The sequence below is a fragment of the Marinomonas phycocola genome, assembly GCF_047525455.1.
Taxonomy (GTDB): domain Bacteria; phylum Pseudomonadota; class Gammaproteobacteria; order Pseudomonadales; family Marinomonadaceae; genus Marinomonas.
The window spans coordinates 153,810-175,223 of the sequence record NZ_JBLIXL010000002.1; the positions used below are offsets into that span (position 1 = coordinate 153,810).

Genomic DNA, 21,414 nt, shown 5'->3' on the forward strand with positions numbered 1-21,414 from the left:
CATGTAACTAATACTAGTTTTATTAGAAATTTCATCAATAACAAAAAAGCCCCCGTTCAGTAACAAAAAGCATCACTGATATAAAACATTACCGCAAAAAAATTCACCTATCCACGATCTAATAATACAACAGGACGAAAGAAGGAGATTCTAGAAAGTCACACCTTTTATTCAAAAACACTTTAATTTGGCTTGGAACGTGATAAAAACGCCCTAAATGCCATGTGGGCCTCTTTAGACTGCAAACGGTTTTTAAATATTTCACCTTCATCTATGAGCGTTTTTTGTACGTCATCATAAGACGTTTGTTTCAACAGCTCCTTACTCAACATAACGGCATCCGGTGGCAAGAGTGTCATTCTTTCAGCGTATGTCATGGCTAACGACAAAGCTTCTTCATCTTCACAAAGATAATTAATCATTCCCATATCATAAGCTTCTTCCGCAAAGAAAGGCTCCCCTAATACCAATTTTTCAAACGCATGTTGATGGCCAACTAACCGAGGTAATAAATAGCTTGCTGCCGCTTCTGGCACAACACCCAGTCTCACAAAAGGAAAACACAGTGTGCTCTTTCTGGCAGAAAAAACCATATCGCAATGCAACAACATGGTTGCACCAATACCCACTGCCCTTCCTTCCACGGCAGCGAATAATGGCTTCGGATATTGTGATAAGGTTTGCAAAAACATCATAATAGGTGACATTTTTTCTGGATTTTGCGCGATTTGGACAAATTCTCCCACATCATTACCCGACGAAAAATCTTGCCCTTCACCATAAATCACAGTAACAAATACATCTTTATTAAACTCACCTTCATTTAAGCTGTCAGTCAATGCTTGATACATGTCTAATGTAATGGCATTTTTCTTCGAAGGGCGATTCAAACAAATTTTCTGGATACCACCTTCAACACTCGATTGTATAAAATTGCTCATTGTCATTTTTCAAACTGCCTTCTGAAATGGATTAAAAAGACGTAAATCAATTGCAAAAAAAAGTGATCATTTTCGTTCTAAGCTATAAAACAAAATTGATCACTTTTTACCTTCACATTTACGGATCAGCCATCTACACGAGTAAGATTTAAATCATCACATTACATGCTGAACCTTCATCCTTTGTTGCCGCTCAGCTATTCTCTTAATGCGCGGCGCAAAACTTTACCAACATTGGTTTTAGGTAATTCTACTCGCACTTCAACGTATTTAGGCACTTTGTAGGCCGCCAGTTCTTCGCGACAAAATTCACGTACTGCCTCCACATCAATGTCTTTTAAATCGTTCTTCAGTACCACAAACGCCTTCACAGCTTCGCCAGTTTTATCATCTGGTACACCCACTGCTGCCGCCTCTAAAATACCCTGATGAGAGCTTAAACAATCTTCTATTTCCGTCGGGTACACATTGAAACCGGATACATTGATCATATCCTTTGCACGATCAACAATTTGAACGTACCCATCCGAGTGAATTTTCGCAATATCTCCAGTAATAAAGTAGCCATCATCCGTCATGTCTTCCTTCGTAGCTTCTTCGCGCTGCCAATAGCCTTTCATGACTTGAGGGCCAGACACACAAAGAACACCTGCTTCTCCTTCTGCAACTGGCTGGTTATTCTCACCTAATAACTTCAACAAAGTATGATCGACAGGCAAACCAATGGTGCCTATTTTTTCTTTACCAACCGGATTAAAAGAAACAACAGGAGAAGTTTCTGTTAGCCCGTACCCTTCAATTACGGTACGCCCAGTAATCCGCTTCCATTCATCAGCGGCAGAATGTGTTAATGCCATCCCTCCTGATGCCGTTACTTTTAAACGCGAGAAATCCAATTTCTTAAACTCTTCGTTATTACACAAAGCAACAAACAAAGTATTTAGACCAACAAAGCCTGAAAACTTCCAATTTTTAAGTTCTTTAACAAAACCAGGAATGTCTCTTGGATTAGGAATCAATATCGTATGCGCACCACGGCTTACCAATGTTAATCCGTGAATAAGAAAAGAATAAATATGGTACAAAGGCAAAGGAGCAATATAAAGTTCTTCTCCGAGAATACAGTGCTCACTCAACCGGTCGCCTAATTGATGCATATTTGAAATCAGATTGGCATGAGTCAACATGGCACCTTTCGCTACGCCTGTTGTACCGCCTGTATATTGCAAAACGGCAATCTCTTCTGGCTTTTTAGCAATAATATTCGCTTTTAATTGCTTACCATCCTGTACGGCAGAAAAAAAACTGATGGATTTTGGTAATGAAAATGGCGGCACCAATTTTTTAACGTATTTAACAACGGAATTAATTAACCATTTTTTAGGAACAGGATGAAAGTCCGCAATTTCCGTTACAAACACATGCTTGATGTCTGTTTGGTCAATGATTTTTTCAACGTTATGCGCCATATTCGCAAATACAACCAACGCTTTAGCACCTGAATCATTAAATTGATGCAGTAATTCTTTCGGTGTATACAGTGGGTTGGTATTCACCACAATCAATCCCGCTTTCATTGCACCAAATACAGCCACTGGAGACTGGATCACATTAGGCAATTGAATAGCAATACGGTCACCCACTTGCAAATCTGTCTTGTTTTGTAAGTACGCTGCAAATGCACTCGATAACGTATCTAATTCTTCATACGTGATGGTTTTACCCATGCAAGTATAGGCAGGTAAGCTTTTAAACTCTTTACATGAATGTAGGAACACATCAATAACTGACTGGAAATTTTGAGGGTTTAAATCTTCAGGAATCCAGCAACCCGGCTTTTTACTTGCTGCGCTGTCTGTAGTCATAGTAACGCTCCTGTTTGTTTTTTTTATAGGAGAAACCTGTCACGAACAAACCCAACTTCGATTAACTCGGAAGCTGGGCTACCTATTTCTAATGGCTTACATTGAGATCAAAATCAATTTGGAAAGATTTGAGTCAATTTTGTCGCTAACATGATATCTCCATCTGCCTGTATCTTACCCTTCATAAACGCTTCCATACCATCTAACTCTTCACTCATTACATTTTCTAATGTATCTAAGTCCATACGTAAGGTCACCGTTGCATCATCGTGCTCACCTTCTGTTAATGAGCACTTATCATCTTCAATCGTAAGGTAAAAAGAATCGGTACTGTCAATTTCAAACTGAAATACCGCTTCCATACCGTCCGCTTCTTCTGCGTTAAAGCGGTCAACCATAGTTTCAAAAACACTTTTTGCATTGCTCATTCTTACTCTTCCTATTCGATTCTTGCTTACTTGAATTCAAATTATATAAACAACTCGTTACGTCTTTTTAGCTCTTGTATCGATACATCGAGCACCTAGGCGTTCATTTCTTAAACAATAACAAAATTCTCTTCATCCATAGACAACAGGTTCGCAGAACCAGATAACATGGCTTCTACATGCCCACGCGCTCTTGGCAACAAACGTTCGTAATAGAAGGTAGCTGTTTGCAGTTTCGCTGTGTAAAAACCGACTTCATCGGAACCTTCGTCTAACTTTTTCTGTGCAGTAATGGCCATGTTTGCCCAAAAATACGCCAACACCACATAGCCAGAGAACATTAAATAATCAAATGACGCCGCGCCCACTTCATCTTTGTTTCGAATCGCTTTCATGCCAATCTTAAGAGTTAAATCGCCCCATTCACCGTTTAATTTATCCAAAACACTGATGTAAGACTTAAAGCGCTTATCGCCTTTATGTTCTTTACAGAACTTATGCACAATTTTTGTGAAGCGTTTTAGGGTTGCCCCTTGAGTCATGAGTACTTTTCGGCCCAATAAATCCAGTGCTTGAATGCCCGTTGTGCCTTCATATAACATAGAAATACGCGCATCACGCACATTTTGTTCCATACCCCACTCAGCAATGTAACCATGCCCACCAAACACCTGAATGCCTTGGTTCGCCGATTCAAAACCTGTTTCTGTTAAGAACGCTTTTGCAATCGGTGTCAGTAATGACATTAATTCGTCCGCTTCGGCTTTTTCGTCCGCAGAACCTTTCTTGGTAATATCAACCAGTTTGGAACAATAATGAACAAGTGCGCGCCCACCTTCCGCAAAGGCTTTTTGCGTCAACAACATACGACGCACATCTGGGTGAACAATAATCGCATCAGCGGATTTTTCTGGAGACTTCGCACCAGATAAAGAGCGCATTTGCAGACGATCTTTTGCATAGGCGACTGAATTCTGCAAAGCCCATTCAGCGTGAACCAAACCTTGAATCGCGGTACCAAGACGAGCGGTATTCATAAAGGTAAACATGCAGTTCAGCCCTTTATTCGCAGGCCCAATCAAATACCCTTTCGCGCCATCGAAGTTCATCACACAAGTCGCATTACCATGAATGCCCATTTTGTGTTCAATCGAGCCACAGGACACACCATTACGGTCTGCAATCTCACCTTGTGCATCCACATTAAACTTAGGAACAATAAACAGTGAGATGCCTTTCGTACCTTCAGGCGCACCCGCAATACGAGCCAGTACGATGTGGACAATATTACCCGCCATATCGTGCTCACCCGCAGAGATAAAAATCTTTGTCCCTGTAAGAGAATAAGAACCATCATCATTGGGTTCTGCTTTGGTTTTTAACATACCTAAATCCGTACCGCAATGCGATTCAGTTAGGCACATGGTGCCTGTCCACTCACCGGATACCAGTTTCGTTAAGTAGGTTTCTTTCTGCTCATCCGTACCGTGGATTTCAATGGTGTTCATTGCTCCATGGCTCAAGCCCGGATACATGCTCCATGACCAGTTTGCCGACGCCACCATTTCCGTAACCATCATACCAAGAGACTCTGGTAAGCCTTGACCACCAAACTCTTCCGCATGAGCCAATGAAGGCCAGCCACCTTCTACATATTGTTGGTACGCTTCTTTAAAGCCATCGGGAGTAGTCACAACACCATCATCAAAAGTACATCCTTGTTGATCTCCGATGCGATTCAAAGGAGACAACACACGCTCAGAGAATTTCGCGCCTTCTTCTAGAATGGCGTCGATCATGTCAGGTGTGGCTTCTTCTGCACCAGGCAAGTTTGCATAATGTGTTGAAAAATTAAGTAACTCTTCCGTTACAAATTTGATATCACGTAAGGGTGCTTTATATTCAGGCATGTGCTCTATCCCGTTTTTTGTTTTATTCGGTCACTACACTCATTTATACAATGGTGCGCTTATGCATTAAGAGTGGGTTATAAATGCAAATCACTCAATAACAAAAGCCATCAAAAACCATGACAAAAATAATCAACTATCTAGAACCCGCTACACGGGCGGAATAATAAAAAAGATCCCCTATCAGAGAGAAGATTAAAAACTCATTAAAATACGCCAGTTACGTCAGTTACGTCAGTTACGTCAGTTACGTCAGTTACGTCAGTTACGTCAGTTACGTCAGTTTTGAGCATAAGCTTTCCACTGTTCTATTCCATTTTTCAGCAGCGGAACCAATCACTTCAAATCGACTATCTTCATCCCAAGGTGACATTTCCACCTTTAACGATCCTCTGGAGGCATTCACAAATAGCCCAATAGCGTCATCCAGTTTAAACACACCCTTCACGCGATACACGCCATCAAGTGCAGTAATGTTCGCTAGCACAGCGCGTAATGAAGACTCGTCAAAGGCAACAGAATCAGACCAACGCCAACCCGCAACCTTCATTCCATCTTGCTCTTTTACATAATGGTCTTGGTTAGATTCATGAGAATGACTATGATGGTTATGGTCAACATGAGCATCTCTCCCTTCAAGTGACAGGACCTCAATAGGTGGAGGTTCCTTTAACCCAATATCCAAATCTTCTATATTCAAATTCATAGGGTCGGATGAAAAACAGCGGCTTTTCTCTTTTTCCTGACAATATTGCTTTAGACGGAGCCTATCCTCCTCGGCATACGCATCAACATGGCTAAGCACAATCGCATCCGCCGATTCGACTTGATCATTAAAAATTTCATGCTGAACATAACGAGAATCAGCAAGGTGACGTGCATCCAATACGCAAAACGCCCCAGTCACCAATAATACGTCTTGATACTGTGACGCGCGTAACTTTGCCAGTATTTGCTTTGGGTGACCAAGACCAGAAGGTTCAATAAAAATGCGGTCTGGATTGTGCTGACGTATCAACTGATTCAACCCCTGCGCAAACGCCGCCGATGTCGTGCAACACACACAACCACCTGGCACTTCTTTAATCGCTATATTGTCTTTGAACAAGCCACCCTGCTGTTGAGTGTTCTGTAACAATACACCATCCAAACCAATATCACCAAACTCATTCACCAACACAGCCCAGCGTTCGTAAGCAGGAGCCTGCGCCAGCAGATGACGAATCAAGGTGGTTTTCCCTGCGCCTAAAAACCCAGTGATAACGTTGACTTTAATGCCTTGATAACGCATGGAAATACCTTTTGATATAGAATGAAGGTGAGGACGCATAGAGAATAATAATCAAAAAACCGTTTAAAATCATTGAGAGTTTTAGATATTTATTCATAGTGAATCGACAGACGAACAGACAGCATAAATCATTAAAAAAGCACTAAACACATTAATTGAAGAGATCACATGCCAAAGCCTCACAATCTTAAAAATAATATTAAGCACCGTTCTATTAGAGAAGATCAACACAATCCAACGATGCCAACAACAAATGCAACGTTATGGGCAAGAGGATTAACGACTAAGCAGGTGGCGGATCTTTTTCGCATTCTTAGGCCATTGGATGCAAATTCAAGACCGTAAAAACAGTGCCTGTTGACATCACTTTATAAAATACAGATAAAATTGCTCTATTCGTCTCTAACCACCACGCTATGACCTCCGATTCGTAGCGTGGTTACGGGAATTCAGGTAATCTACTCGAAAATAGCCTATACCACGAGTAAACCATGAGTTTTTCAGCACTTCAGTTACACCCGACGTTATTAGCCACCCTCGATAGTTTGGACTATAAAACGCCGACTCCAATACAGAAACAAGCCATTCCACTCATACTAGAAGGCCAGGATGTTGTCGCGGCGGCACAAACAGGGACAGGTAAAACAGCGGCGTTTTGTTTGCCACTGCTGCAAAACCTAACCAAAGGCAGACGTGGCCCTGCAAATTCGGTTCGCTGCTTAATATTAGCCCCCACACGGGAGCTTGCGGCGCAAATTGGTGACAGTGTGCGTACTTACAGCAACGATCTTAATTTGCGCAGCCAGACAGTTTACGGTGGTGTGCAACTTTACCCTCAGGTAAATGGCTTAAAACGCGGGGCGGATATTTTGGTTGCGACTCCCGGTCGTTTAATGGATTTAGTACAACAAGAAGCGGTTCATTTCACTCATTTAGAATCCTTGGTATTGGACGAAGCCGATAGAATGTTGGATTTAGGTTTTGAAAAATCCTTAAATGAACTACTGACATTGATTCCTAAAAACCGTCAAACCTTGATGTTTTCCGCGACCTACTCAAATCACATTCGCAAACTTGCGAAACTTTGGCTGTCTAATCCAAGCGAAGTGGCTGTCAATAAAAACAACCAAGTTGCCAATACGGTTCGCCACCAACTTTACCCTGTCGATAAAGCTCGTAAAGGTGAATTATTAGCTGAGTTACTAGACCGCCAACATTGGGAACAAGCGCTCATTTTCGCGAAGACTAAACGGGGTGCCGATGAAGTGACAGAGATACTACAGTCACAAGGGTTCAGTGCGGCTGCGATTCATGGCGACAAATCTCAGCCTATCCGCCTAAGCACATTGGAAAAATTTAAATCAGGGAAGCTGGCTTACCTCGTTGCCACGGACATCGCCGCACGTGGTTTGGACATTCAAAACCTCCCTGTGGTCATCAATTTGGATTTACCTCACGTCGCAGAAGATTATATTCATCGTATTGGTCGAACTGGTCGTGCAGGTCAAGAAGGTCGCGCCGTCTCTTTGGTCTGTGCAGACGAAGTCGAATCTTTGCAAGCCATCGAAGCACTACTGAAAACACGCATCAGCCGTAAGGAAATCCCCGGCTTTGAACCCGATCATCGTGTGCCTGATTCTCACCCAAGATCACAAAAAAAATCGCCCAAATCAACAAAGCCAACCAATCAAACCAAATCCAATAAGCATAAAGTAGTTTTAGAAAAACCAGACGTGACAGAAGGACCAGGATTAAGAAGCAGTCCATTTACTAAGCTGACCACCAAAAAGTAATACACAGTTGCGGCCAACAAAAACAGGCCGCAACGTCGTTGCTTAAAACCCTTTATAACTTTCGATCAATTCGTCATTCATAAAGAACTCATAACTATGAGGGAGAATAGCATCAAAAAATGCTATTACTCTATATTTTTCAGACAACCTAATCTCAAAAAAAAACATTCCAAGTATTGTCTCTTATTTTTACTCGTTTACCGCACTTGTCAGATACGCGAAATACCCTTAATATCGATGAGAGATATTCTCTCTAAGCGCATTTAATACCTGTATCTACTGCCACTTGTTGTCATTCAAAAAGGAAAAGTCATGACGTTTGAAACATGGATACTCTTTACTGCTGCGGCATTTTTGAACATTATCAGCCCCGGCCCCTCTATATTACTTGCCATCTCAAATGGTGTTTCATCCGGCTCTAAAGCCGTTGTTGCCTCTTCTCTCGGAAACGTCGTAGGATTATTCGTTCTCTCTACGGTTTCTATGTTTGGTTTGGGCTTACTGCTGCAAACGTCGGCAATTTTGTTTATGGGGCTTAAATTTATCGGTGCGGGTTATTTAATCTATTTGGGCATCAAGAAGTTCCGTAGTACGAATACTTTTTTTACGGAGGATGCCGAGACGTCTGTTAAGCAAGTCCAGTACATGAAAAAATTCAAAGAAGCATTGCTGGTTGCGATTACCAATCCAAAAGCCATTTTGTTCTTTATCGCCTTCTTTCCTATTTTTCTGGACACTCACGCCCCTGCTTTGCCTCAGTTTGCGATTATGACATTAACCTTTATGAGCCTCTCTTTTTTAAGCTTGGTAACCTATGGGTCGATTGCAAAATCAGCAAGACACTGGTTTAAAAGCAAAAGCATCGTAAAAGCGTTTCATCGCGTGACTGGTGGTATTTTCATAGGGTTTGGTATTGCGTTATTGCAGGTGAAAAACTAGATCGCACACTGCATAAGGCTTACCTTTAGGGGTAAGCAATGAACAAAATCAATGTTAGTTATAAAGACATACTTCCAATTACTTCATCATCCGTCTAAAAAAAGCCTCTGTTTTTCTATAACAACGCCAATGAGGCTAACAGAAAAAAGAGGCGTTTACGATGTCGGTTTCAAGACGTCTTACTTGAACTTTCTTTTATTCACTTGTACCTAAATCAATCATCAACTTAATTTTTCATCATTACTAATACGACTGCCCACAGCAGAGCTTTGATCACGGTATTTTGCGTTGTCGCGTTTATTGTAAGGGCGATCCGCGGGGCCAGACATAGTTTCGAAATTAATCGCGCCAATGGTCATTCCCGGACGAACCGCTAGAGGCAGTTTGCCACCGTTTAAAAATTCTAACACGATGCCACCGCTCCAACCAGGATCGATCCGATGAGCCGTTACATGCACCATTAGACCCAATCGAGCCAATGAAGAACGGCCATCTAACCAACCCACTAAATGTTCTGGCAAGGTAATGGATTCTTTGGTGACGCCTAAAACCAGTTCACCAGGGTGAATAAAGAAAGGTTCTCCATCTGGCAAAACAATTTCGTCCCCCATCACCGATTCTATGGTTTTATTTAACGCCTCTTTAGGGCCACTAAGATCTAAATAAGGAGCAGGATGCCCTTGAAATACTCGAAATGAATTCCCCAGAGTCAAATCAACAGACACCCCACTGATAGCCGTATTTTCTGGCCTTGGGTCAATAGTTATAACACCATCATCTAGGGCAGCTATAATATCTCGGTCACACAAACGCATTATTTTTCCTTAGTCATCACTCATGCCAATGATTGGCATTTCAAAAGAAGTATTTGAATTGGCAAGAGTAGCACCAAGCTTACGCGCAATCGAATGATAAATTGCCGCAACATCGCCTTTTTCATCATGAATAACAGGAGGAATGCCCGCATCACTTTGCTTACGAATGGCCAAACTCAATGGCAATTTGCCCAATACGTTCACATCAAATTCTTCTGCCAGTGCGTCTCCGCCTTCATCACCAAAAATGGCTTCATGATGACCGCAGTTGGAGCAAATATGCGTCGACATATTTTCCACTACACCCAATACAGGAATGTGCACTTTACGAAACATTTCAATACCACGACGCGCATCCAACAAGGCAATGTCTTGCGGCGTCGTTACAATAACCGAACCCGCTACTGGTACTTTTTGCGATAAGGTCAATTGAATGTCACCTGTACCCGGTGGCATATCCACAAACAAGAAATCCAGATCGTCCCAATCAGTTTGAGTAAGCAATTGCATTAACGCTCCCGTCACCATCGGCCCACGCCACGCAACCGGAGTATCTTTGGTCATAAGGAACGCCATCGACATCACTTGCACACCGTGCGCGACGGGTGGAATAAAAAACTTCTCACCACGTACTTTAGGGCGAGTGTCTGCATCAAAGCCCAACATCATTCCTTGGCTAGGGCCATAGATGTCGGCATCTAAAATACCCACTTTTGCGCCTTCTTGCGCCATCGCAATCGCAAGGTTAACGGTTGTGGTGGATTTACCCACACCACCCTTACCCGATGCCACAGCGATCACGTTTTTCACGTCAGTCATGCCGGGGAGATTGCCTTGCGTACCGTATGTACCAATTTTGCTTTGAATCGTTAGATTAACTGGGCGAGTTTCACCCAACTGCCCCAGTGTCGCTTGGATGCGTCCAACCAAACTTGCTTGCTCTTTTTGCGCTGCGTAAGGCAAGCTTAACGTTAGGTTGATGGCCTCAGAAAGACTGGTCAGTTGCCACACATCGCCATAAGCTGTGTTTAAATTTTCATCTGGTAATGCTTTCAATTCAGACACTATTTGCAGGTCAGTCAGCATGAAACGCTTCTCCTAAAATAAAATATGGGAAGTACAGGTGAGAATACTCCATTAATTGTGAAAAAATGGGGGCATTTACTATAAAAGCAAGCCCAGCACTTGCACCTATTTCAGTGGTTCTTATAATTACGCAGTCAGATTTTTAGCAGCGTCACGATTTTTCTTTTCATCTATTGCCGTGCTCTTCCAACAAAAGACCGCTTTAGGCACAGTAAAGACTCGTCCGCCACACTCAAATCCGTAAATTTTTCTTTTTTTGACTTACCTGTTTATCCGTCTCAGAAAAGTTTACCGAATGTCATCATATTTAATAGGCTTACGTAAAATGGCACACACGCAACGCAAAATTTTAGTTACTAGCGCCCTTCCTTATGCCAATGGTCCAATTCATTTAGGCCATATGCTAGAACATATCCAAACAGATATCTGGGTACGCTTTCAAAAACTAAGAGGCCATTTATGTACTGCGGTTTGTGCAGACGATGCTCATGGCACAGCCATCATGATAAAAGCCAATAATAATGGCATTACCTCTGAAGAGTTAATTGATGGCGTTCGTAACGAGCACATGGCAGATTTCAATGATTTCTTAATTGGCTACGATAACTACCATACAACCCATTCCGAAGAAAACAGAGAGCTTTCCTCTTCTATTTACACCGCATTAAAAGAAAACGGTAAAATTTCTGTTCGTTCAATTGTTCAAGCGTACGACCCTGAGAAAGAAATGTTCCTAGCGGATCGATTTATCAAAGGTACCTGCCCTAAATGTAAAGCAGAAGATCAATACGGCGATAATTGCGAAGTCTGCTCTGCGACGTACACGCCAATGGAAATGATCAACCCTCGTTCTGTCTATTCCGGTGCAACTCCGATTGAAAAAGAATCCGAACATTACTTCTTCAAACTGCCAGATTTTCAAGAGTTTTTGGCAAAATGGACTCGCAGTGGCACCTTGCAAGATCAAGTCGCAAACAAGCTTGCTGAATGGTTAGATTCTGGCTTACAAGAGTGGGACATCAGCCGTGATGCACCGTATTTTGGCTTTGAAATCCCTGATGCTCCGGGTAAATATTTTTACGTTTGGTTAGACGCTCCAATTGGTTACATGGCCAGCTTCAAAAACTTGTGTGACCGTACTGACGGTTTAGAATTTAATGACTATTGGGGTAAGGGTTCTGACGCAGAGCTTTACCACTTTATCGGTAAAGACATCATTAACTTCCACGCCCTGTTCTGGCCAGCCATGCTCGATTGTGCAGGATACCGTACACCAACAGGCGTTAATGCCCATGGTTACGTGACGGTAAATGGCACAAAAATGTCGAAATCTCGCGGTACATTCATCATGGCAAGAACCTACTTAAATCACTTAGATCCTCAATATCTGCGTTATTACTTCGCTGCAAAATTGAATAACAGCATTGATGACATTGATTTAAATCTTGAAGATTTTGTGCAACGTGTTAATTCCGACGTGGTGGGTAAAATCGTTAACATCGCCAGCCGCACGGCCAGCTTTATCAATAAGAAATTTGATAACACCTTATCGAGTTTTGTGGTTGAAGCCGATATGATTCAGAGTTTCATTGATGCGGGTGACGTGATCGCAAACTTCTTTGAACAAAGAGAATACGGTAAAGCCATTCGTGAAATTATGCGCCTTGCTGATATTGCCAATACCTATATTGCAGATCAAGCACCTTGGGTATTGTCAAAAAATGAAGAGACCTTAGGAAAAGCACAAGAAGTCTGTACTGTTGCACTGAATTTATTCAGCATATTGGCGACCTACCTAAAACCTGTTATGCCCACATTGGTTGCAGATGCAGAAGACTTCTTAAATAAAGAACTGACATGGGACAATCGCAGCGAGTTATTATTTGGCAAGACTGTGAACAAATTTTCACCACTAATGGGTCGCATTGAAGCAAAGCAAATCGAAGCGATGATCGAAGAATCAAAAGAAGCCGTTGCCGAAGCAGCAAAAGAAGGCGCTGCCGCCATTGAAACCGTAGAAGAAGACTCTGAGTTATCAAAAGAACCTATCTCTGAAGAAATCGATTTTGATGCCTTCGCGAAAGTGGATTTACGCGTGGCGCTTATCGCCAAAGCAGAGCACGTCCCAAAAGCCAATAAGCTTCTGAAACTGACTCTCGACTTAGGCGGTGAAATACGCACCGTATTCTCTGGTATTAAGTCCGCTTATAAACCTGAAGATCTTGAAGGCAAACTGACGGTTATGGTGGCAAATTTAGCACCACGCAAAATGAAGTTTGGCTTATCAGAAGGTATGGTTCTCGCAGCAGGGCCAGGTGGAGAAGAAATTTACCTAATGGAACCACACAGCGGTGCGAAGCCAGGTCAACGCATCATGTAAGAACGGTTTTATAAGACATAAAAAAGCCAGTTATGACTATTATCTAACTGGCCCTTTTTTGCCGATCGTTTTTTACTCTGAAATCATTTGAAGTTAGTGCTAAAAATGTAATCAAGAAAGCAACTCTTATAAGAATACCTTATTAAATATATTCTAAATAAGACTAAAGAATATGTATTTTTAGTTTTGTTAGTTATAAGCAGCTTGGTATAGTTACGTTGCATACATTGCCCTTTGTGTGCATCACTTTTGAATTCATCATAATTTTATCTGGACGTGAGATGACAGACTATCTGTTAATTTTGGTCAGTACCATACTCGTAAATAATTTCGTGTTGGTGCAATTTTTAGGCCTTTGCCCTTTCATGGGTGTTTCTAGCAAATTAGAGACGTCAATTGGTATGGCGATGGCGACGACCTTCGTTTTAACTTTATCGAGCCTGTGTAGTTATTTGACCTTTGAATTTATTCTGCGCCCTTTCGGCTTAGAGTACCTAAAAACCATCTCGTTCATTTTGGTTATTGCCGTTGTGGTGCAATTTACGGAAATGGTTGTCCGTAAAACGAGTCCTTTACTATACCGAGTACTGGGGATTTTCTTACCGCTTATCACAACCAACTGTGCCGTATTAGGTGTGGCATTGCAAAACACCAGTAAGCAAAATGACTTTGTTGATTCTATACTTTATGGATTCGGTGCCGCTGTTGGCTTCTCTTTTGTATTGATCTTATTTTCCGCTATGCGTGAACGCATTAATGTTGCTGATGTGCCTAATCCATTCCGTGGCTCCGCCATTGGTATGGTTACTGCTGGCTTAATGGCCCTAGCCTTTATGGGCTTTACTGGTTTGGTTCAAATATAGGCGCCCACATGATAACGATACTTATAGCCGTAGGCATTTTATTAGTTCTTTCTCTTATTTTCGGTGCCATTCTTGGTTTTGCTAACGTGCGTTTCCATGTTGAAGGCGACCCAATCGTTGCGCAAATTGATGCCATTTTACCGCAGACACAATGCGGTCAATGCGGTCACCCCGGCTGTCGCCCCTATGCAGAAGCCATTGCCAACGGAGAAGCCATCAATCATTGTCCTCCTGGTGGTCAAGCAACCATTCAGGCTCTTGCCGATTTACTGGATATCGAAGCCATCCCGCTCGATGGAGATCATGGTGAAGAAACCGCAAAACGTGTTGCCATTATTCGTGAAGATGAATGCATTGGTTGCACAAAGTGCATTCAGGCTTGCCCAGTAGATGCCATTTTAGGTGCTGCAAAACAAATGCACACCGTTATAGCAGATGAATGCACAGGCTGTGACTTGTGTATTGACCCTTGCCCGGTAGATTGCATTGATATGGTAGAAATTGGTGTTACAACAAAAACATGGTCTTGGGACAAACCCATTGGCCCGATGTCACGCCCTGGAAATTTAATCGCTACTGATCGTCAACCTTCAATGGAGGCAAATCACTAAGATGTCATCTGCCGTAACTGTCTTTGAATTTCATGGTGGTATTCACCCTGAACAAAATAAAACGCAATCACTGCAACTGCCTTTAGGAAAACCAAAGCTTCCAGAAGAATTGATATTGCCTTTGGGTCAACATATCGGTCAAGCATCGCGTCCTTTAGTCAATGTGGGCGATCATGTATTAAAAGGCCAAACCGTTGCGATCAACAATGGCTTTTTAAGCAGTTTTTTACACGCACCAACATCAGGCCGTATTGCTGCCATTGAAGAAAGAGCCATTGCCCATCCATCTGGTTTAAGCGATCTGTGCATTATTATCGAGCCAGACCACAAAGAAACATGGTGCGATTTGCGTCCACTGCCTTTATGGCAAGAATCTACAAAAACGAATGTATTAACCTATCTTGCTGAAATGGGCATTGTAGGTATGGGCGGTGCGGGGTTTCCTACTCAGGTGAAACTGCAAGGCGCGCAAAAAAACGACCTTGAATATTTAATCATCAATGCGGCCGAGTGCGAACCTTACATTACCGCAGACGATATGCTGATCCGTGAAAAAACAGCTCAATTGATTCAAGGTATTCAAATTTTACAATTTTTGATTGAAGCCAATCACGTCATTATTGGTATTGAAGACAATAAAACAAACGCCATTGAATTACTGAAAAACGAACTGCGCGCACGCCAACTGGACAAACAAATCAAACTGGCTGTTGTTCCAACCAAATACCCTTCTGGCGGTGAAAAGCAACTCATTCAATTGCTTACCAATAAAGAAGTTCCAAGCGGTAAACACCCTATTGATATTGGCATTATTTGCCAAAATGTGGGCACCTGCTCTGCCATTTACGATGCCGTTGTATTGGGCCAACCGTTAATTTCTCGTATTACCACACTAACGGGTGCCGCTCTTAGCCAACCTCAAAATGTTGACGTTCTATTAGGCACCCCGATAAAGCACTTATTAGACTATGCTGGATGTGACTCTAGCCAATTACAGCGTCTAATTATGGGTGGCCCAATGATGGGCTTTACTTTAGAGAACCAATCGGTTCCTGTTGTTAAAACAACCAACTGCATTTTAGCGGGCTCAGCCAAAGAACTGCCACAACCAGACCCTGAACAAGCCTGTATTCGCTGCGGAATGTGTGAGCAAGCTTGCCCAGCCAGTTTGTTACCACAACAACTACTTTGGTTTACTAAAAGCCAAGAGTTTGAAAAAGCCGAACATTATAATCTCTTTGACTGCATTGAATGCGGTGCTTGTTCGTATGTGTGCCCAAGCAGCATTCCTCTGGTTCAATATTATCGTCACGGCAAAAGCGCCATCCGCGAAGCACGCGAAGCTACGGTAAAATCCGACCACGCTAAACTGCGATTTGAAGCACGCAAAGCCCGCCAAGAAGCCGAGGCAGCAGAAAAAGAAGCCAAACGTCTTGCTAGGAAAAAACCTGCACCAAAAAAAGAAGCGGCTAAAACAGACGTATCCGCTTCTGCAACAGCAACCTCTCCAACTACTGGAGGCAGTGCAGATACACCGACAAAATCCACTAACAATGACGCCAGTAAAAAACTAAAAATCGATTTGGCCATTGCAAAAGCTAAATTGAAAAAATTAGAGAAAGCTCTCACTGCAGCTCAAGAAGAAACGCGCACAGAAGAAATTACTCAGATTCAAACAGAAGTCGATGAACAGAAAAAAACCATCGATCAATTAGAAGTCGAATTGGCCAAAGTCGCTCCACCAGCAAAAGCAACTAAAGTAACAAATTCCGAAGAAGCAAGCGTAAAGCAGTTAAAAATCGATTCAGCCATAGCAAAAGCATCCGTTAAGAAACTTGAAAAAGCCATCAAACGAGCAGAAGACATCAATGCACCAGAGTTGGAAGAACTAAAAAACCAACTGCAACCCGCGATCCAACGTGCCAATGAGTTAGAAACATCGTTGTCAGCGGCCCAAGAAGCGCTAGCAAAATCCAGTACTCCAGCCGTTGTTCAGTCAGCAGAGCTTTCTGAACAAGCTCAAGCCGATGTGAAAAAATTGAAAATTGATATCGCTATTGCTAATGCAGCCGTGAAAAAAGTGAAGAAGAACATAGATACCATGAAGTCAGAGGGCCAAGATGATACCTCTATTGATGCTTCTGGTCTTCCTCGAAAACTGTCTGAAAGTGAGACTAAAGTAACCGCATTGCAAGCTAAGTTGGTTGCTCTTACGTCAACAACACCTTCGTCAGCAACTACGGCCTCAGATACAACGGCATCACCCACTGAGGTGAACCCTTTAGCGGATAAAATTAAAAAGCAAAAAATTGCTATCGCATTAGCAAAGGCACAAATAAGCAAACTGAATAAACGACTTGAAAAAGAGCCAGAGAACGCTGCCGAGATACAAGTTGCAATCAGCGAAAAGCAAACAGCCCAGACAACAGCAGAAGTGGAACTGGCTCAACTCCTCAACACGCAAGAGAAAAACTAAATGGCACTTTTAAGGATAACCTCTCCCCATACTCAACGTGCAGGCCGAAAAACCTCGTGGGTTATGTTAATGGTCATTGCTGCCACGGTTCCCGGCCTCGTTGTACAAACGGCACTGTTTGGTTGGGGAACCTTGATCAATATTATGATTGCAATTATTGCCGCTTTGGCAAGTGAAGCCATTATTTTAAAAATGCGCCAACGCTCTATTCAATTCTTTTTAAAAGATTACAGCGCGGTGCTTACTGCGGTGTTGCTTGGCTTAGCGTTGCCGCCTAGCGTTCCTTGGTGGTTAACTGTTACCGCGGTGTCTTTCGCCATTATTTTTGCCAAGCAAGTATACGGTGGCTTGGGTAACAATCCTTTCAACCCTGCGATGGTAGGTTATGCCATTGTTCTGGTGTCTTTCCCTGTCCCAATGACACAATGGCTAGGTTCGGCAGACGTCGTTACCGCACAAGAAACCTTGTCTTTTGTGAATTCCATTGCAGCCATTTTTTCCAGCGCACCTGTTATCGATGGATACACCATGGCAACCCCGCTGGATGCCTTTAAGCATAAAGAAGGCTTAATGAATTCAGAAGCATTTGCCAGTGTTGAAGCGCTTAGTCCTTCCAACATTTCCAACTGGTTTTATGTCAATATGGCTTACCTTGTCGGTGGTTTAGCATTACTGTATTTCCGAATTATTACGTGGCACACACCTGTTGCTTTGTTAGGTGCGCTCGCTGTTATGGCGTCTTTCTTCTATATGATTGATTCAAGCAATGCGGCCACACCTTATTTCCATCTAACAACGGGTGCTGCCATGTTTGGTGCCTTTTTTATTGCTACAGATCCCGTTTCGTCTTGTACCAGTAATAAAGGAAAACTGTTTTATGGCTGCGGTATTGGCATTCTAATTTTCATTATTCGAACGTGGGGCGGTTACCCGGATGCGGTGGCGTTCGCCGTATTATTGATGAACTTCGCGGCACCATTTATTGACTATTACAGCCAACCTCGCGCTTATGGTCACAAAAAAGCGAAAAAAGGCCTTAAAATCGGAGACTCTCAATAATGGATATCTTTGCATCTATTCGTCGAAACAGTCTTGGTTTGGGTATTTTTGCCGTGGTAACAGCAGGTATAATTGCAACTACCCATCAATTGACGAAACAAACCATTGCGGACAACATTGTGCAAGCTCAATTAGCCGCATTCAATGAAATACTCCCAACAGATCGCTACAACAATGAATTGTATAAAGCCGTTGTCACTCTTGAAGCGGATGCATTACTCGGCTCAGACGAGCCTCATCATGCATATTTAGCAAAAATGGATGGTAAGGTAACCGCCGTTATTTTCGAAACCACAGCACCTGGTGGCTATAATGGAAACTTAGAGCTATTGGTTGCCATAGATAAAGATGGCATCGTCACTGGCAGTCGTATTATTAGCCATAAAGAAACGCCTGGATTGGGCGACAAAGTAGACGTTAAAAAGTCACCTTGGGTACACAGTTTTGTGGGCACATTTTTAGGCGAAAACTCGGAAAAGCAGTGGCAAGTAAAAAAAGACGGCGGTAAATTTGATCAATTTACTGGAGCGACCATCACCCCTAGAGCGGTTGTTAGAGCGGTAAAAAACACTCTGACGTATTTTGATCAAAACAAAGACAGCTTATTACAACGATAGCAACTCATTTGCTTAGCCATTCTAAGAAGCACGCTCAAGAGCAATAGGAATTAATATGAGTGATAACAATTTAGCAGCCGATTCAGCCACTGAAACGACTAAACCGACAACCGATTACGCTGAAATCGTTTACAACGGCATTTGGAAGAATAACCCAGCCTTAGTTCAATTATTAGGCTTGTGCCCTCTCTTGGCGGTGACCAGCACGGTGGTAAATGCCATCGGTTTGGGCTTAGCAACATTGGTTGTACTTGTTGGGTCCAACATTGCGGTCTCGTTAATTCGTAACTACGTTGCCGATGCCGTGCGTTTGCCTGCATTTGTCATGATTATCGCGTCTTTTACCACTTGTATTGAATTACTTATGCAGGCGTATACTTATGAACTTTATCAAATTCTTGGTATCTTCATTCCTCTTATCGTTACCAATTGTGCCATTCTAGGCCGTGCGGATGCTTTTGCCAGCCGCAACCCTGTGCTGCCTTCGGCTCTTGACGGTTTTATGATGGGTCTAGGTTTTATGTTCATTTTGGTCCTTCTCGGTGGAATGCGAGAACTGATTGGTCAAGGTACTCTTTTCTCTGACATGTCGTTACTGTTAGGCGATGTGGCGATTCATTGGAAGTGGATTGTTTTCTCTGATTACAACGAGGTTCTGTTCGCAATTCTTCCTCCTGGCGCGTTTATTGGGCTGGGTATTTTGATCGCCTTGAAAAACTACTGGGATCTTAAAGAGAAAGCGCGCATTGAAGCACAAAAAGAAAAAACGGCACCGGGCTCTAAACGTGTGCGAGTGACAGGCAACGTAGCGTAATAGAAAGGAAAAACTCAGCATGAATAAACAAAAGAGACATGAGATTTTTACTCGCTTACACGCTGAAAACCCCAATCCGAAAACCGAGTTGGAGTACAGTTCGCCGTTTGAATTACTCATTGCTGTGTTACTTTCTGCTCAAGCTACAGACGTCAGTGTTAATAAAGCCACAAGAAAATTATTTCCTGTGGCCAACACCCCAGAAGCTATCCTAGCGTTGGGTGTTGATGGCCTGAAAGAATACATAAAAACCATTGGTTTATTTAATTCTAAAGCCGAAAACACCATCAAAACCTGCCGTATGCTCATTGAGTTACACAACAGTGTGGTGCCGGATAATCGTGAAGCTTTAGAAGCCCTACCTGGCGTTGGCCGAAAAACCGCTAATGTGGTCTTAAATACCGCCTTTCGTCAAATCGCCATGGCCGTAGATACCCACATATTCCGCTTTGGCAACCGTACTAAAGTTGCTCCTGGTAAAAATGTTTTAGAAGTGGAAGAGAAGCTGCTGAAATTTGTTCCAAAAGAGTTTTTACTTGATGCTCATCACTGGATGATTCTACACGGTCGCTATATTTGCGTGGCACGCAAACCCAAATGCGATGCCTGCATCATAGAAGACTTGTGTGAGTTCAAAGAAAAAACATCGACCTAGCTAAACAATAACCCCGTACAACCAGAATACTCCTCACGATCGTTGATATTTACGACGAAATTCCGTTGGAGAGCAATGGCTTCGATTGGAAAAGAGCCTTGAGAAATAATAAGGGTCTGCAAATCCAATACTGTACGCAATCTCTGCGATCGACATATCCGTTTCGATCAACAATTCTTTAGCACGTCCAATTCGTAATGCATTTTGAAGGTTTTTTGGTGACATGCCAGTCAATTCAATGCACTTTCGTCGTAATGTTGAAACCGCCATGTCGGTATCTTTTACCAGTGTTTCAATAGAAAACGTATTATAAGCGTTTTGTCTAATGTCGTTTACGATGGATTCATAAGGGCAGGCTGGTTCTTGTGTTGAGCCTTTTTGCTCTAGATCTGCACAACACACAAGCAGTTCATGTAAAGACAATGCAGCCTTCATTGTGCTTATTATTTCACCGTCCCGAGGACGAGCGTGTAACTCTGCAAATAGAAGTCGGAATTCTCCTGTCTTTTTAATAGACAACACCTGCCGATTTACCGCAAGTAAGCCGTTTTCAAAAAACGCATCCGCAAGCACACCATGGAAAAGAACCCACCGTTCCTGCCATTCAGTTTGATTGTCTGGGCCATAAGTGTGTTCTGAGCCAGCAACAAGAAAAATAAGCGAAGGTTCTGATATGACAAATTTAGCGCCATTTTTTAACTGGAAAAAGCCACTGCCTCGCTCAACAAATACAATACAGTGCTCATCCAATGTCCGGTTTTGAATTATTGAGCTAACTGTTTGCTTACCTGAAGCATGGATAGACAATGCTGAATGCGCTCCTACAGCGACAGGTGAAAAGTTTGATATTCTATCTAAATTCATGAGCGAT

Annotated in this window: 19 protein-coding genes; 11 read left to right on the plus strand and 8 right to left on the minus strand. The window is 42.6% G+C overall.

The genetic code is table 11. The annotated features are described in order from the left end of the window. Window positions 1-182: 182 nt before the first annotated feature. From ACMUMJ_RS02500 to ACMUMJ_RS02520, 5 genes are all read right to left on the minus strand, one after another. The gene (locus ACMUMJ_RS02500; RefSeq protein ID WP_414677228.1) at window positions 183-941 is read right to left on the minus strand and encodes an enoyl-CoA hydratase-related protein; all 759 of its coding nucleotides are present in this window, start codon (window positions 939-941) and stop codon (window positions 183-185) included. A 197-nt stretch (window positions 942-1,138) separates the two neighbouring features. Then, complete coding sequence (locus tag ACMUMJ_RS02505) at window positions 1,139-2,806, minus strand: AMP-binding protein (protein WP_414677229.1); 1,668 nt, start codon at window positions 2,804-2,806, stop codon at window positions 1,139-1,141. A gap of 113 nt (window positions 2,807-2,919) precedes the next feature. Then, on the minus strand, window positions 2,920-3,234 hold the full coding sequence (locus tag ACMUMJ_RS02510; protein WP_414677230.1) for an SCP2 sterol-binding domain-containing protein: 315 nt from the start codon (window positions 3,232-3,234) through the stop codon (window positions 2,920-2,922). A gap of 110 nt (window positions 3,235-3,344) precedes the next feature. Continuing rightward, complete coding sequence (locus tag ACMUMJ_RS02515) at window positions 3,345-5,144, minus strand: acyl-CoA dehydrogenase C-terminal domain-containing protein (RefSeq protein WP_414677231.1); 1,800 nt, start codon at window positions 5,142-5,144, stop codon at window positions 3,345-3,347. A gap of 274 nt (window positions 5,145-5,418) precedes the next feature. Next, window positions 5,419-6,435 carry a CobW family GTP-binding protein gene (locus tag ACMUMJ_RS02520; RefSeq protein WP_414677232.1) on the minus strand — a complete coding sequence of 339 codons (1,017 nt, stop codon included), beginning with the start codon at window positions 6,433-6,435 and terminating at the stop codon, window positions 5,419-5,421. A gap of 168 nt (window positions 6,436-6,603) precedes the next feature. Between ACMUMJ_RS02520 and ACMUMJ_RS02525 the strand changes: the two genes are divergently transcribed. The 3 genes from ACMUMJ_RS02525 (at window position 6,604) to ACMUMJ_RS02535 (ending at window position 9,167) form a co-directional block, all read left to right on the plus strand. After that, entirely contained in the window at window positions 6,604-6,780 is a 177-nt protein-coding gene (locus tag ACMUMJ_RS02525; RefSeq protein WP_414677233.1) for a hypothetical protein, read from the plus strand. A 146-nt stretch (window positions 6,781-6,926) separates the two neighbouring features. Continuing rightward, a complete protein-coding gene (locus ACMUMJ_RS02530; protein ID WP_414677234.1) occupies window positions 6,927-8,228 on the plus strand; it encodes a DEAD/DEAH box helicase in 1,302 nt (433 codons plus the stop codon). Between the two features lie 312 nt (window positions 8,229-8,540). Beyond that, on the plus strand, window positions 8,541-9,167 hold the full coding sequence (locus ACMUMJ_RS02535) for a LysE family translocator (RefSeq protein ID WP_414677235.1): 627 nt from the start codon (window positions 8,541-8,543) through the stop codon (window positions 9,165-9,167). A gap of 221 nt (window positions 9,168-9,388) precedes the next feature. On the opposite strand, the gene dcd is transcribed toward ACMUMJ_RS02535, so the two are convergent. Continuing rightward, window positions 9,389-9,982 carry a dCTP deaminase gene (gene dcd / locus ACMUMJ_RS02540; RefSeq protein ID WP_414677236.1) on the minus strand — a complete coding sequence of 198 codons (594 nt, stop codon included), beginning with the start codon at window positions 9,980-9,982 and terminating at the stop codon, window positions 9,389-9,391. A 9-nt stretch (window positions 9,983-9,991) separates the two neighbouring features. Continuing rightward, a complete protein-coding gene (gene apbC, locus ACMUMJ_RS02545; protein WP_414677237.1) occupies window positions 9,992-11,068 on the minus strand; it encodes an iron-sulfur cluster carrier protein ApbC in 1,077 nt (358 codons plus the stop codon). 325 nt (window positions 11,069-11,393) lie between these two features. On the opposite strand from apbC, the gene metG reads away from it, so the two are divergent. The 8 genes from metG to nth all read left to right on the plus strand — a co-directional run bounded on the left by metG (window position 11,394) and on the right by nth (window position 20,543). Continuing rightward, entirely contained in the window at window positions 11,394-13,448 is a 2,055-nt protein-coding gene (gene metG, locus ACMUMJ_RS02550) for a methionine--tRNA ligase (protein ID WP_414677313.1), read from the plus strand. A gap of 281 nt (window positions 13,449-13,729) precedes the next feature. Continuing rightward, on the plus strand, window positions 13,730-14,311 hold the full coding sequence (gene rsxA / locus ACMUMJ_RS02555) for an electron transport complex subunit RsxA (protein ID WP_414677238.1): 582 nt from the start codon (window positions 13,730-13,732) through the stop codon (window positions 14,309-14,311). 8 nt (window positions 14,312-14,319) lie between these two features. Continuing rightward, window positions 14,320-14,922 carry an electron transport complex subunit RsxB gene (rsxB, locus tag ACMUMJ_RS02560; RefSeq protein ID WP_414677239.1) on the plus strand — a complete coding sequence of 201 codons (603 nt, stop codon included), beginning with the start codon at window positions 14,320-14,322 and terminating at the stop codon, window positions 14,920-14,922. A 1-nt stretch (window position 14,923) separates the two neighbouring features. Then, window positions 14,924-17,398: an electron transport complex subunit RsxC gene (rsxC, locus tag ACMUMJ_RS02565; RefSeq protein WP_414677240.1), complete on the plus strand. Its 2,475-nt coding sequence runs from the start codon at window positions 14,924-14,926 to the stop codon at window positions 17,396-17,398. Next, the gene (gene rsxD, locus ACMUMJ_RS02570; RefSeq protein ID WP_414677241.1) at window positions 17,399-18,457 is read left to right on the plus strand and encodes an electron transport complex subunit RsxD; all 1,059 of its coding nucleotides are present in this window, start codon (window positions 17,399-17,401) and stop codon (window positions 18,455-18,457) included. It begins immediately after the preceding gene. Beyond that, the gene (gene rsxG, locus ACMUMJ_RS02575) at window positions 18,457-19,074 is read left to right on the plus strand and encodes an electron transport complex subunit RsxG (protein WP_414677242.1); all 618 of its coding nucleotides are present in this window, start codon (window positions 18,457-18,459) and stop codon (window positions 19,072-19,074) included. The genes rsxD and rsxG overlap by 1 nt, the downstream gene beginning before the upstream one ends. A 55-nt stretch (window positions 19,075-19,129) precedes the next feature. Further along, window positions 19,130-19,888, plus strand: coding sequence for an electron transport complex subunit E (rsxE, locus tag ACMUMJ_RS02580; protein WP_414677243.1), 759 nt, complete (start codon window positions 19,130-19,132; stop codon window positions 19,886-19,888). 19 nt (window positions 19,889-19,907) lie between these two features. Then, window positions 19,908-20,543 (plus strand): endonuclease III, encoded by a 636-nt coding sequence (gene nth / locus ACMUMJ_RS02585; RefSeq protein ID WP_414677244.1) that lies wholly within the window; start codon window positions 19,908-19,910, stop codon window positions 20,541-20,543. 33 nt (window positions 20,544-20,576) lie between these two features. Here nth and ACMUMJ_RS02590 read toward each other — a convergent pair whose 3' ends face one another. Further along, window positions 20,577-21,407 (minus strand): helix-turn-helix domain-containing protein, encoded by an 831-nt coding sequence (locus ACMUMJ_RS02590; RefSeq protein ID WP_414677245.1) that lies wholly within the window; start codon window positions 21,405-21,407, stop codon window positions 20,577-20,579. Between the last annotated feature and the right edge of the window lie 7 nt (window positions 21,408-21,414).

What these genes read in the sequence shown, in the direction of transcription:
- ACMUMJ_RS02500 (WP_414677228.1), bottom strand. Translation starts at nt 941, where the DNA reads ATGAGCAATTTTATACAATCGAGTGTTGAAGGTGGTATCCAGAAAATT.
- ACMUMJ_RS02505 (WP_414677229.1), bottom strand. Translation starts at nt 2,806, where the DNA reads ATGACTACAGACAGCGCAGCAAGTAAAAAGCCGGGTTGCTGGATTCCT.
- ACMUMJ_RS02510 (WP_414677230.1), bottom strand. Translation starts at nt 3,234, where the DNA reads ATGAGCAATGCAAAAAGTGTTTTTGAAACTATGGTTGACCGCTTTAAC.
- ACMUMJ_RS02515 (WP_414677231.1), bottom strand. Translation starts at nt 5,144, where the DNA reads ATGCCTGAATATAAAGCACCCTTACGTGATATCAAATTTGTAACGGAA.
- ACMUMJ_RS02520 (WP_414677232.1), bottom strand. Translation starts at nt 6,435, where the DNA reads ATGCGTTATCAAGGCATTAAAGTCAACGTTATCACTGGGTTTTTAGGC.
- ACMUMJ_RS02525 (WP_414677233.1), top strand. Translation starts at nt 6,604, where the DNA reads ATGCCAAAGCCTCACAATCTTAAAAATAATATTAAGCACCGTTCTATT.
- ACMUMJ_RS02530 (WP_414677234.1), top strand. Translation starts at nt 6,927, where the DNA reads ATGAGTTTTTCAGCACTTCAGTTACACCCGACGTTATTAGCCACCCTC.
- ACMUMJ_RS02535 (WP_414677235.1), top strand. Translation starts at nt 8,541, where the DNA reads ATGACGTTTGAAACATGGATACTCTTTACTGCTGCGGCATTTTTGAAC.
- dcd (WP_414677236.1), bottom strand. Translation starts at nt 9,982, where the DNA reads ATGCGTTTGTGTGACCGAGATATTATAGCTGCCCTAGATGATGGTGTT.
- apbC (WP_414677237.1), bottom strand. Translation starts at nt 11,068, where the DNA reads ATGCTGACTGACCTGCAAATAGTGTCTGAATTGAAAGCATTACCAGAT.
- metG (WP_414677313.1), top strand. Translation starts at nt 11,394, where the DNA reads ATGGCACACACGCAACGCAAAATTTTAGTTACTAGCGCCCTTCCTTAT.
- rsxA (WP_414677238.1), top strand. Translation starts at nt 13,730, where the DNA reads ATGACAGACTATCTGTTAATTTTGGTCAGTACCATACTCGTAAATAAT.
- rsxB (WP_414677239.1), top strand. Translation starts at nt 14,320, where the DNA reads ATGATAACGATACTTATAGCCGTAGGCATTTTATTAGTTCTTTCTCTT.
- rsxC (WP_414677240.1), top strand. Translation starts at nt 14,924, where the DNA reads ATGTCATCTGCCGTAACTGTCTTTGAATTTCATGGTGGTATTCACCCT.
- rsxD (WP_414677241.1), top strand. Translation starts at nt 17,399, where the DNA reads ATGGCACTTTTAAGGATAACCTCTCCCCATACTCAACGTGCAGGCCGA.
- rsxG (WP_414677242.1), top strand. Translation starts at nt 18,457, where the DNA reads ATGGATATCTTTGCATCTATTCGTCGAAACAGTCTTGGTTTGGGTATT.
- rsxE (WP_414677243.1), top strand. Translation starts at nt 19,130, where the DNA reads ATGAGTGATAACAATTTAGCAGCCGATTCAGCCACTGAAACGACTAAA.
- nth (WP_414677244.1), top strand. Translation starts at nt 19,908, where the DNA reads ATGAATAAACAAAAGAGACATGAGATTTTTACTCGCTTACACGCTGAA.
- ACMUMJ_RS02590 (WP_414677245.1), bottom strand. Translation starts at nt 21,407, where the DNA reads ATGAATTTAGATAGAATATCAAACTTTTCACCTGTCGCTGTAGGAGCG.